Source organism: Gemmata algarum, assembly GCF_034097035.1.
In the GTDB taxonomy this organism is placed as follows: domain Bacteria; phylum Planctomycetota; class Planctomycetia; order Gemmatales; family Gemmataceae; genus Gemmata; species Gemmata algarum.
Genome location: NZ_JAXBLV010000178.1, coordinates 120,155 through 132,532, shown reverse-complemented (window position 1 = coordinate 132,532; position 12,378 = coordinate 120,155). Strand labels below are relative to the sequence as shown.

At 67.0% G+C, this 12,378-nt stretch carries 6 protein-coding genes; 3 read left to right on the top strand and 3 right to left on the bottom strand.

The annotated features are described in order from the left end of the window. The first annotated feature begins 58 nt into the window (after positions 1 to 58). The 3 genes from R5W23_RS14975 (at position 59) to R5W23_RS14965 (ending at position 9,376) form a co-directional block, all read left to right on the top strand. A complete protein-coding gene (locus R5W23_RS14975; RefSeq protein ID WP_320686986.1) occupies positions 59 to 451 on the top strand; it encodes a peptidase associated/transthyretin-like domain-containing protein in 393 nt (130 codons plus the stop codon). 34 nt (positions 452 to 485) lie between these two features. After that, positions 486 to 3,035 (top strand): serine/threonine-protein kinase, encoded by a 2,550-nt coding sequence (locus R5W23_RS14970; protein WP_320686985.1) that lies wholly within the window; start codon positions 486 to 488, stop codon positions 3,033 to 3,035. A gap of 188 nt (positions 3,036 to 3,223) precedes the next feature. Beyond that, a complete protein-coding gene (locus R5W23_RS14965; RefSeq protein ID WP_320686984.1) occupies positions 3,224 to 9,376 on the top strand; it encodes an endo-1,4-beta-xylanase in 6,153 nt (2,050 codons plus the stop codon). 80 nt (positions 9,377 to 9,456) lie between these two features. Here R5W23_RS14965 and R5W23_RS14960 read toward each other — a convergent pair whose 3' ends face one another. The 3 genes from R5W23_RS14960 to R5W23_RS14950 all read right to left on the bottom strand — a co-directional run bounded on the left by R5W23_RS14960 (position 9,457) and on the right by R5W23_RS14950 (position 12,322). After that, positions 9,457 to 10,887 (bottom strand): hypothetical protein, encoded by a 1,431-nt coding sequence (locus tag R5W23_RS14960; RefSeq protein ID WP_320686983.1) that lies wholly within the window; start codon positions 10,885 to 10,887, stop codon positions 9,457 to 9,459. A 32-nt stretch (positions 10,888 to 10,919) separates the two neighbouring features. Continuing rightward, positions 10,920 to 11,690, bottom strand: coding sequence for a class I SAM-dependent methyltransferase (locus tag R5W23_RS14955; protein ID WP_320686982.1), 771 nt, complete (start codon positions 11,688 to 11,690; stop codon positions 10,920 to 10,922). Positions 11,691 to 12,100: 410 nt separating this feature from the next. After that, positions 12,101 to 12,322, bottom strand: a complete 222-nt coding sequence (locus R5W23_RS14950; protein ID WP_320686981.1) for a hypothetical protein — start codon at positions 12,320 to 12,322, stop codon at positions 12,101 to 12,103. Between the last annotated feature and the right edge of the window lie 56 nt (positions 12,323 to 12,378).

Below are 12,378 nucleotides of genomic sequence, written 5' to 3'. Positions count from 1 at the left end.
ATCGTCGCCCCGGCCTCCGCAACCATCATCTAAAGCCTTCATGAGCGGAGAAGAACTGATGACCATTTGGCGAACCGTGGCAACTCTTGGGGCGGTGGCGGTCGCGCTCGGCTCGACCGCGTGCAGCAGCAGCGACTTTCGGTTGCCGGCCACGTCGCTCAGCGGCAAGGTGACCGTTAACGGCAAACCGCTCTCGGGCGGCGTCGTGACCGCCTACCGCGGCAGCTCGAAAGTGATGGAAGCGTCCATCGAAGTCGACGGCAATTACACGTTCGCGGACCCGCCGAGCGGGGAGTACTACATCACGGTCACCAAGACCGACACCCCCTCCACTTACAGCCGGCCGGTGCGGCTCCCCACGAAGTACGCCGACCCGGGCAGCTCCGGGCTGCGGGCGACCGTGGTGAGCGATCGGCACAACACCCAGGACCTCCCGCTCAGCACGAAGTGACCCGCCGGAACGCACCCCCCAAGAACACTCACCTATGCCCGCACTATCATCCACAACCGAGTTCATCGACCTGTTCCGCCGGAGCGGCATCTATCAGGCCGGCGCGTTCGACGACGCGATGGCCAAGGTGCCCGACCTGCCCGACGATCCGACCCGGGCGGCGACCGTCTTCGTTCAGCGCGGGGTGCTGACGAAGTTCCAGGCACGGCTCCTGCTGAACGGCCGGTCGCGTGGGTTCCGGCTGGGATCGTACGTCATTCAGGACCAGCTCGGGCAGGGCGGGATGGGGACCGTGTTCCTTGCGGAGCACACCACGCTCCGCCGGCTCGCGGCGGTCAAGGTGCTCACCCTCCCGAAGGATGTGGACGGGACCGACCTAGCCCTCGAGCGGTTCCTGCGCGAGGCCCGGGCCGCTGCCGCGCTGGACCACCCGAACATCGTCCGCATCAACGATGTCGCGAACCAGGACGGCATCCATTACATCACGCTGGAGTACGTTGACGGGGTGACGCTGGAGCAGTTGCTCCAAAAGGGCGGCCCCGTCACGCCGTCGCGGGCCGTCGAGTACATCGCCCAGGCGGCTGCCGGGCTCCAACACGCCGACGAGCGCGGGTTCGTCCACCGCGACATCAAGCCGGCCAACCTGATCCTCACGCGGGACCAGAAAACGCTCAAGATCCTCGACATGGGGCTGGCCCGCTCGTTCGCCAAAGAAGAAGACAAGCTGACCGAGCGGCTGGAACACGGGGCCATTGCCGGGACCGTCGATTTCATCGCCCCGGAGCAGTCCCTCGGCGCCGTCAACCTGGACATTCGGGCCGACATCTACTCGCTCGGGGCCACGTTCTTCACCCTCCTCACCGGCCGCCCGCCGTTCCAGGGGAACACCACACAGAAGCTGGCCCAGCACCAGATGAAGCCGGCCCCGGACCTGACGGAACTCGACCCGACGCTCCCGGCCGAACTGGCCGCGGTGGTCGCGAAGATGCTCGCGAAAAAGCCCAAAGACCGGTACCAAACGCCCGCCGACGTGATCGCCGCACTGGCGCCGTGGCTGGGACAGTCGCGGACCAACTTGCCCGGCGTGGTGGGGGCCGCGCACTCGGGGCGCATCGTCGAGGGCGGGTTGCCGTCGGCCCGGAGTACCGTTCGCGCCGGAACGGCCGGTACGGAGCGCCGCACCACCCGGCGGAAGAAGAAGGCGAAACCGGCGGAGCCGCAGAAAAAGACGCTGCTGATCGCGGCCGGCGCGCTCGGCGCGTTGCTCGTGGTGGTGCTCGTCGCGGTTCTGGCGTCCGGTGGTAAGAAGCCGGAACTGGCGTCGAACGTGCCTGGCGGTAATCAGCCCGTTACACCGTCTGTGACGCAGCCGGTGAGCACCCCGCCCAGAATCGGCCCGAGCGCACCGCAGAACCAGCAGCCGGCCGTCAAGCCGCCGGCCGGGGCGCCGGGCGAACTGTTGTACCACATCGATTTCGCGAACCTGGAAACCAGCTCGCTCTCGGCCGCGGTCGGTGAGAAGGTGTACACACAGCGGCTCGGCGGCCAGAGCCTTCCGCTGGGATGGGGAATCAACCACCACGAGCCCGCGGCGGCTGCCGAGTTCGCGATCGCCGACTTCGCCGGCGCACGCGCGCTTGAAGTGCGGCGCGTCCGGTTCGAGCGCACCGAGGTGGTTTGTAAGCTGGACGCCGTTCTCAGCACGCCCGGGGTGAACGAGTCCCGCACGTTCCGCGTGGAGTACCAGTTCGACGGCCCCGGCCTCGTGCAGTTCGGAATCAAGATCGACAAGGCGCCATACGTGAGGCCCGTTCTGGAGCCGCTCGCGCCGACGAGCGGGGGCTGGCGCCAGGCGGAGTTCGTGTTCACCCGGCAGACCAACGACCCGGTGATGTTCAGTTGCAACATCTCCCCGGACCCGAAGGCACCGACCGCACCGACCGGTGCGTTCCGGCTCCGGTCGCTCGACGTGTGGAAGGGGCGGGCCGCGGCTGCGGCGCCGGCGGCTCCCGCGGCCCCGACGGCTCTGGCCAACCGGTTCGCCGGGTGGAGAGCCGGGACCGTGGTCTACCGCTCCGATCTCGGAGAGATCGAACCGTTCCAGGTCACGAAAGAGGGGGCGAAGATTCGAGCGGGGGCGCCCGAGCAACTCCCCAAGGGGATTCGCGCTTCGTGCTGGAAGCCCACCGCGGTCGCGGAGTTCCGGTGCGAGTCCACCGGTATTTCGCGGGCGCTGGGGCTGGCCAACCTGTCTGACGATAAGGCCGGCCGGATCGCGTTCGAACTCGAACGCGAGATGGACCTCCGCCTGACGCCCGGGAAGGCGTACCGCGTGACGGTTGAGTACGCGACCCAAAGCGGAGCTTCGGGCGGGATGGTGGTTCAGGCGCCCGGAACGACCGTGCGGAACGTCCTTCAGATTCCGCTCACCGCCAGCGACGACATCTGGAAAACGGTCTCCGGCGAGTTCGAGCGCCGCGACGGCGAACCGATCCGGCTGAGCCTGGAGAGCTTCACCGTCGGCGCGGAAAAGGTCCTCTCGATCCGGTCCGTTGAGGTTACCGAGTTGGTGAAGCCGGACTGAATTGAGCCCGTCCCCGCAGCGTGCCGCCGCCGGTTCCGGTCGGACGGCACGCGAACCTTCCGCCGCCGGCCGGGCGGCAACCATCGCCCCGCTCGATTATCTCCGGATCATTCCTTCGCAAACGGGTTGCCGGGGACCGGCGGCCCGTCTGCGTAACCCACCCACTGCATCAAGCCGAAGGACCTCGTATGTCGTCTCGCAGCTCTTTCCGGAACCGGCAACCGATTGCCCTGAACGGTGTGGAGCGACTGGAAGACCGTCTCACCCCGGCGTCCGGGGCAGGGCTCTTGGGTCAGTATTACGCGAACCCGGATTTCACAAATTTGACGGCCGTTCAGACGGACGCGGGCATAAACGCTCAGTGGGCACCCGAAGTGGCCGGAGGGGCGCGTGCGATTCGGTGGTCGGGACAGGTGGAGGCGAAATACACTGAGGATTACACGTTCACGGCAACCGCGGACGAGAAGGTCCGGGTGTGGGTCAACGGGCAGTTGCTGGTGAGCGGCAGCGGAACGGAAGCGGCGGCCCAGTACGCGGGGGCAATTCACCTCGTCGCCGGCCGCCGGTACGACCTCCAGGTGGAGTACGAGAACCATGTCGGCGGCGGGCAGGTCAAGCTGGAATGGGCCAGCCCGTCGCAGCCCCGCGCGGTCATCCCGGTCGGGCAACTGTTCCCGAGCGAACGGGGCGGCCTGCTCCAAGAAGGATCGAAGCTCAGCGGATTTATTTTCCCTCCGGCTACCGGATATTACCAATTTACCGTTGGGGCGTCGGGCGCCGCGTTGTACCTGAGCAACAGCGCCGATCCCGCCGGGAAGCGACTGGTCGCCGGTGGGGGCGCGTCAGCACCCATTTACCTTGTCGCGGGGCAGTCGTACTACGTCGAGGCGATCGGAACGGGCTCGGCCGCTCCGGGCATCGGTTGGGTGCGGCCGGACGGTCAGGTTGATGCGGTCATCCCTGGCGAGCACCTTGCTCCGGTGCTTCCGGAAGTCCGGGTCTATGCCGACACCAGCGCCGCCGTCGAGGGCGAGGACAACGAGGGCCGGTTCACCGTCGTCCGGACCGGGCCGACGACCTCGCCGATCACCGTTCGCTACACCGTGTCCGGAACCGCCATCGCCGGAACGGACTACGTGCCCCTGTCCGGGTGGGTTACCATCCCGGCCGGCGCGACCTCGGCGGCGATCAGCGTCCGGGGGCTCGCCGACGGCCTCCTTGAGGGGACGGAAACGGTTTCCGTCGAACTGCAAGACGGGCCGGGCTATCAGGTCGGCACGATCAGCAGCCGGACGGCCGTCACCACGATCCTCGACAACAGCGACGCGCCGGCCGGTGGAACGCCCGTTGTCAACTCGTCGCCCGCGGCGTTCTCCACCAACGGCGTCCCGACTTACGGGTCGAGCCAGGTGCTGCCGGACCCGCGGTTCGGCCAGGCGCTTCACGTCAACGTTACGACGGTCCCGCCCAACACCTACAACCTTCAGGCGGCCCAGGCCACGACCGCGGCCGTCAAGAAGGGCGACCGCCTGCTTGTGGAGTTCTACGCCCGCTCCCTGAGCGGCGTGACCGGGCGGTTTGAAGTTGTGTTCGAGCAGCGCGTCGCCCCGAACGCCAAGTCGCTCTCGCAGGGCGCCGAGGTGGGCAGCGAGTGGACCAAGTTCCAGATCGCGTTCGTGGCCAACGACGACTACGCGGCCGGCGCGGCGGCGCTCAACTTCCGGTTCGGGGGCCAGTTGCAGACCCTCCAACTGGCCGGCGTCCGGTTGCTCAACTACGGCCCCTCGCCCAGCCTGATCCCCGCCGCCGGGTTTACCGTTACCCAGAACGGCGGCACCTGGGGAACGGTCGGGCCGGTGGCAGTGGACGGGCCGACGTTCACCTCGGCCACGCAGGCCACGACCGTCACCAAGCCGCCCACCGGATCGTACCAGTTCCAGCAGACGGTCAAGAACGCCGCCGCCATCGCCGCCGGCGAGACGGTGACCGTGGAGTATTACGTGCGGTCGGTCGGGGGGGCGACGGCGCAGACCCGCGTCGTGGTGCAAACGGCCGGCGGCGGCACCATCTACACCAGCCGCGACGCCACCGTCGGGACGGAGTGGACCAAGTTCACGCTGACCTTCACGGCCCCGCAGGCGTTCGCGGCGAACGCACTGCAACTGGGATTCAACTTTGGGTTCGACCCGCAGGCGCTGCAACTCGGCGGCATCACCTGGACCCACTCCGGCCCGACGACGCCGATGGTTTCCGCCGCGGTCCCGAGTTCGTCGACCGGCGCGCTGACGACCACCGGCGCGGCTTACGGCAGCGGTCGGTACATTGACGCGACAGGACCGGGGTTCACCCGGGCTTACGAGGCGATCACGACCGCGGTTCCGCCGCAGCTTTACAACTTTCAGGCGGCCACCCGGAACGTGGACGCGCTGGCCAGCGGCACGGCGGTGACCGTTCAGTTCTACGCGCGGGCGAAGACTGGCACGGCGCAGTTCAACGCCCTCCTTCAAGAAATCGCCAGCCCGAACCAGACGTTCGGTAGCACGGGGGCGCGCACGGTCGGGACCGACTGGGTCCAGTTCACGTTCACCGGAACGCTGAGCAAGGCGTTCGCGACGAACGCGCTGCAACTCGTGTTCAACCTCGGCTACGGCCTGCAAACGGTCCAGATCGCGGGTCTGGTGGTCACCGCGAACACGACCGACCCGTACCCGTTCCAGAACGACTTCCTGTCGGAACTCGCGTTCACCGGCACGGGAACTTACGGAACGGCCACCCCGTCTGCGTTCACCAGCGCCCCGGCGTTCTTTCAGTCCTACACGGTCGAAACGACCACGAAGCCGCCGGCGCCGTCGGGCTTCCAGGCCGTCGCGAAGGTGCCCGATGCCCTGAAGGCGGGCGACACCCTGACGCTCCAGTTCACCGCCCGGACGCAAACCACCGCGGGGACGATCTCGGTCGCCGTGCAGCGGACCGACGGCACCTTTGCCACGCTCTTCCTTCAGCAGCTCACACTGAACAACCAGAGCACCAGCGGCGGCGGGTGGACGGCGTACACATACACCGTTCCGATTGCCGAGGCGTTCGCGGCCGGCGGTCTCCAGGTGGCGATCAACTTCGGGCACGCGGTGCAGAAGGTCCAGATCGTGGGCCTGACACTGACTAAGACGTCCACGCCGGACCCGGTCGTGCAGGCACTGCCGACGCTGACGTCTCCGCTGGGGTACGGCGGGCGGGACGGTGGGGCGGACTGGCGGGCCGAGGCCGACGCCCAGATCGACGCGGTTCGCAAGGCCGACCTCGCCGTGCAGGTGGTGGACCAGGCCGGCCGCGCGGTCGACGGGGCGGTGGTGTCCGTCCGGCAGGCCGAGCAGGCGTTCAAGTTCGGAACGGCCGTGAACGCGAACCTGCTCCTGAGTTCCGGCGCGGACGCGGACAAGTACCGGGCCGTGTTGCTCCAACTGTTCAACACGGCCACCATCGAGAGCCAGCTCAAGTGGCAGCCCTACGAGAACGACCCGGCCCGGGCGCAGAACTCGGTGGACTGGCTGGTGGCCAACGGGCTGTACGTCCGCGGGCACAATATTATCTGGCCGCGCCGCGACAACATGCCCGCCGACGTGTGGGCCACCTACGACCAGATCAAGGCCGCACAAGGTGCGGACGCGGCGGCCGACTATCTGGAGGCCGCGATCGGCGCCCGGATCGCGGAGATGATCACCACGTTCAACGGCATCATCACCGAATGGGACGTGGTGAACGAGCCGTACAGCAACCACGACGTGATGGACATCCTCGGCCCGGACATCGTCACCAAGTGGTACGAGCTGGTGGGCCAGTACGACCCGACCGTGCTGCGGTTCCTCAACGACTACGAGATCTTCGCCCGGAACGGCCTGAACGCCGCGCACCGCGCCGACTTCGGCGCGTGGCTCGACCGGCTCACCGCCGCCGGGGTGCTCGACGGGATCGGGGAGCAGAGCCACTACACCACCAGTAACCTGACCGACATCCCCGTGCTGGGTGACCTGCTCAACACGTATGGCGCTTACGGGCTGCCGATCGCCATCACCGAGTTCGACTTCACCACCAGCGACCAGCAGTTGCAGGCCGACTACCTGCGCGACTACATGACAATGGTGTTCAGCAACCCGGCGGTGACGGAGTTCGTCCAGTGGGGCTTCTGGGCCGGCTCGCACTGGCGGCCGGACGCCGCCATGTTCAACTTCGACTGGACCCTCAAGCCGAACGGCCAGGCGTATCAGGACTTGGTGTTCGGCGACTGGTGGACCGACACGCGCGGCACCAGCGCGTGGGGCGGGGCGTTCTCGACCCGCGCGTTCCAGGGGGAGTACGAGGTGGTGGTCGAGTACAACGGGCAGACCGTGGTGCGGCCCGCCACCCTTGGCCCGGACGGAGTGACGCTGGTCGTGTCGGTCAACGCCCCGGCGGTGGCCGAGACGCCGAGCCTGACGGCGCCCTCGACCGCTCTCGGGGACGAGGGCACGCCGATCGCGCTCGACATCGCCGCGCAGCTCAACGACCTGGACGGCTCGGAGGTGCTGACCGTCACGGTGGCCGGGGTGCCGGATGGGGTAACGCTGTCCGCCGGCACCAACACCGGTGATGGCGTCTGGACCCTGACTGCGGCTGATTTGAATGGGCTGAAGATCACTGTGCCGGACAACGCCTCGTTCACGTTGACAGTGACAGCCACGGCCCTCGAACCGTCAACGGGCGATACCGCGAGCGTTTCGACGAGCGTGGCTGTCACCGTGCGGAACGTGGCGCCGGTTCCGGTCATTCAGTCGGTTTCGGGTCCGCGGGTGGAGGGCACCGCTATCACGGTCACCGGATCTGCTACCGACGCGGCCGGGGGCAACGACACCGTCACGCTGACGTGGTTCGTTTTCAAGGACGGAGCAACCGGCACTTACGCAACCGGCAACGGCGCGGGGTTCACCTTCACCCCGAGCGACGGCGGCAGCTACTGCATCGTGATGGTCGCGTCCGACGAGGACGGCGGCGTGGCAATTACGGACCAGTTGGTGGCCGTGGCGAACGCCGCGCCGGTCCCGGTGATCGAGTCGGTTGCCGGCTTACGAGTGGAAGGGACGGCCATTACGGCCACCGGTAGCGCCACCGACGCGGCCGGGATCAACGACGCGATCACCCTGACGTGGGCTGTTTACAAGGACGGCGCGTCCGAGGCGGTCGCGACCGGCAGCGGGGCGGCGTTCACGTTCACCCCGAACGACAACGGCAGTTACCGAATCGTACTAACGGCGGCCGACGAGGACGGCGGCAGTTCGACGACCGAGCAGACGGTGGTCGTGACGAACGCCGCGCCGGTGCCGTCCTTCACCGGCCCGACCTCCGGGGTCCGGGGGCAAACGCTAACCTACGTCGGGAGCTTTACCGACCTCGGCGCGGGCGACACCCACACCCTCACCTGGACGGTCACCCGGAACGGGGTCACATACGCCACCGGCACCGGATCGGCCCTCTCGTTCGTCCCGACCGCTGACGGCGTCTACAAAGTGTCGTTCACGGTAACGGACGACGATGGCGGAACTGCGACCGCGACCACATCGGTCACCGTCAGCGCCGTGGCCATCCAGGAAGACCCGCTGAGCCCGGGCAAGGGTCTGTTGGTGGTCGGCGGGACGACCGGAGCGGATCTCATCACCGTTTCGCAGGGGCTGTTAGGAGGGTACACGGTCACCATTCTCTCGGCGGGTCCGAACGGCCTGGATCTGACGGTCGGGATTTTCCGCCCGCGGTCGAATGGGTGGGAATTGTCGCTGGCCATTGGTGGGTCGTCGGCCACGCTGTTCTCGGCTTCACTCACCATGCCACTCGACGGGATCGTCGTGTATGCTCAGGCGGGGGACGACAGCGTCACGGTGGGCGGGGGGACCGACCTGACTGCGTGGCTCTACGGCGGGGACGGGGACGACGTTCTCACCGGCGGGGGCGGGAACGACGTCCTGATCGGCGGGGACGGGAACGACCACCTGAACGGCGGCGCCGGACGGGACATCCTGATCGGTGGCCGCGGGGCGGATCGGCTCGTCGCCGGCCCCGGTGACGATATCCTGGTTGCCGGGTTCACCAGCTACGACGACGACCGGGGGGCGTTGGCGAGCCTGCTCGGCGTGTGGGTTGATTCGACCAAGACGTATGGGCAGCGAACCGCTGCGTTGGCCGATCCGACCCTGTGCGGCGGTGTATATTTGGGGCCGACGACCGTCTGGGATGATACGTCGAGTGACACCCTGACTGGTGGCGCGGGCGCGAACTGGTTCTTCTTCGATCCGGCCCGTGACCGCCGGCTCGGCTGATCGCGTCCCCGCTCCCCGGCGTCGGACACAGTGGGCGATGCCGGGGAGCGGGGCAGGGAACGGATCCATCGGATTCAGCGTCATTCTTTCGTGAACTGGAGTCCGAAGAGCTTCGCTCGCTTCATCGTGACGTGAATACGCACGGGTCGTCCGGCGAGTGCCGATACGTCCGCTTTGCCCTTCCAGTACACGCACTGGTCGATGAAGTTCCCCCCGATCTCCTCGCAGTCCGCCAGCGTGAACCCCGGGATCGGTTTTCCGTCGGCGTCCTGCAACTCGACGAGCGCGTTCCCCGCCGCCCCGGTGTCGATGTTCAGTCGAAGCTTATTGCCCTGGAACACGAGCGGCGGGGTCGTGAACCAGCCGCCCTTGTGATCGGCGTCGGCCGAGACGAACCCGTCGAGCCGCTGGCGCACCACCCCGACCCCGCCCTCTTGACCCGCGATTTTCTCGTACTCGGGGCGCAGCACCGCCGAATCGTGTAACCGGCCGCTGGAGTAGTAGTACTGGTACACGTAGTTACCGCGCCGCACGAGCCCCGGGGCGGCCACCGTGTACCAGCGGTCCCACTCGTCCGCCAACCCCGTCGGTATGTACGCGGTCCGCTCGGGGCGCGACCACTTCACCCCATCGCGGCTCACGGCCAACTGCACTTCGAGCATTCCGTAATCCTCCCACTGGCCCTTCACCCGCGGCCGGACGAACGGGTGCCGCTGGGGAGAGAAGTGGCGGAAGTGCGACGGGAACATGAGGTACACGCCGCCGGCCCACGGGTACGGCTCGGCCGCGTTGTAGTACACGTCCGAGTGCGGGTCGTCTTCCTTGTCGGCGGAGTACACGACCGGCAGGTTCTCGACCGACGGGAAGATGCGGTGCTTCTCGGTTTTCGTGTACGGCCACGGCTTGAGCGGGTCGTCGGTCTCAATCCGCCCGATGCGGCGCTGGTTCTCGGAGGTGTAATCGAACGCGCGGGTGTAGATGACGTACTTCCTGATCCGCTCGTCCCAGTGAACCACCGTCGGGTTGTCGGTGAAGAACGGGAGCACCCGCCCCACCTTGGTGAATTTCAACCCGTCGGGTGAGTAGCTGGCGAACACCCCGTGCTTGGCCGGGTCGAAGGGCTCGGCGAACTCAAGGTGGAACAGCTTGTACCGCTTCGCGGGGTCGGTCTCGTGCGGGTCGAGGAAGATGGTCGGGAAGTGCCCGCCGGGGAGTTTCGCGCCGGTACGGCGGAACGCGAGCCCGTCCGTGCTCTCCAGCACCTGTACGTCTTCGTGTCCGAGGTACAGGCGTGCTTTCTCGCCGTCGATCACGCGGGCGACGTGCCCGCGTAGCGGCTTGCCGCTGTCGTCTTTGAGCGGTCCGAGCTTTTGCGGCGGGTTGACGCGCAACTCGACCCGGTCTCGTCGGGCGATGAGCGCGTCGTCGATGAACAGTTGCTTGCGGTCGCCGACATCAATGGCGACCGGCGGTGCGGCCAGTGCGGCGAGTAAGAGGACGGACGGGAGCATGGGGCGGGTCCGGAGGGGAGGGCCGGCGGCCGTCACGGCTTGACGGCGCGGGTGGCAATGAAGGCGGGCAGGTACTTCGCCAGCGGGTGGGTCGGGTCGCGGTCCTCGAAGAAGGCGGTCATTCGGAACCCGGCGTCCAGTTGCCCGCCGATCTGATCTTCCAGTGTGTGCCCGAAGCACAACGGCTCGTCTTTGCTCGTGTATCGGGTTCGCTCTTCGTCCGTCAGGCTGGTCAGGTCCGAATACGGGATCGCATGCCGCACGACGAGTTCGCCCCGGTCGGTGGCGGCTGCGTCGTCGAAGGTGTACAGCACTGGGTTCGTGAACCCGGCCAGGAGAACCCCGCCGGGTTTCAGGACGCGGAAGCACTCGCGCCACACGGGGCGCACGTCCGGCACGAACCCGTTGGAGCACGGATGGAACACCAGCCCGAACGATCCGTTCCCGAATGCGGACAGGTCCCGCATGTCACCTTCGATGGTGGTGAGGGTCAGCCCGTCGCGCTCGGCCACGGAACGGTCTCGAGCGAGCTGCGCCGGCGAGTTGTCGAATACGGTAACTCGGGCTCCGGCGGCTGCCAGTACCGGCCCTTGCTGTCCGCCTCCGGACGCCAAGCACAACACATCCAAACCGGCCAGTGACGGGAACCAATCGCGGGGAACCGGTCGCGTCGGGGTGAGGACCACGGACCACTCACCACGCCGGGCCGAGGCCGTCACCTCGGGACCGACCGGCACGGTCCACTTGTTCCCGGTCGCCACCTGCTGGTCCCAGGCCCGGCGGTTGTATTCGCGCACGTCCACGGCTTCCCTCCGATGTGTGGGCGCGGCAGCGCCTCACGTTCGTGATACGAAGCGGGCTGTTGTGTTCGGTGGCGTTTCCGGTGTGCAAGTGATGGTCTCGAAATCGCGAGACGCCAAACGAGTGGAAAAGGTATTTTGAGGAGGCCGTGAAGTGAATTCGTCGCACGCAATTTGCGTGGACGGTGCAGCCTTGATGGGACGAAAATGCGAATACAAAAAAAGGACCGGCCGCAAGCTGTCACACTGTCGCCCATTCAGTGTGGCTGCCGCGGCCGGTCTGAAGGAACTATACACCGCGGACCCGGGAGAAAGCAAACATGAGTCGGGCGATTTCCGATTTCCCGGACACATGCCGGATTTATCGACAAGTCTGAACTCGCGACACGAATGGCAATAGTAATCATAAATCGTTATTGGAAAATGACTTGTGTTATTTGGTGCGGAATAATCAACGGGCGGCGCGAGTCCTGCTCTGGGCTGCTCGTATCACTTGCCCGAAATTGCTTCCTTGCCTGATCGCCTGCCGTTTCGTTGATGATTTCCCCGGCACCCGCGACGGGGTTTTCGGACACCATCCGCTCAGTTCCGAGTTCGCCTTCGGAACGCGGGTTGAACCGGGTGAGGCCGCCCATGCCCTTCGCCTCCCCGGTTCGACCCGCTACCCGCTGTTGGGCGGTCAGTCACCGGC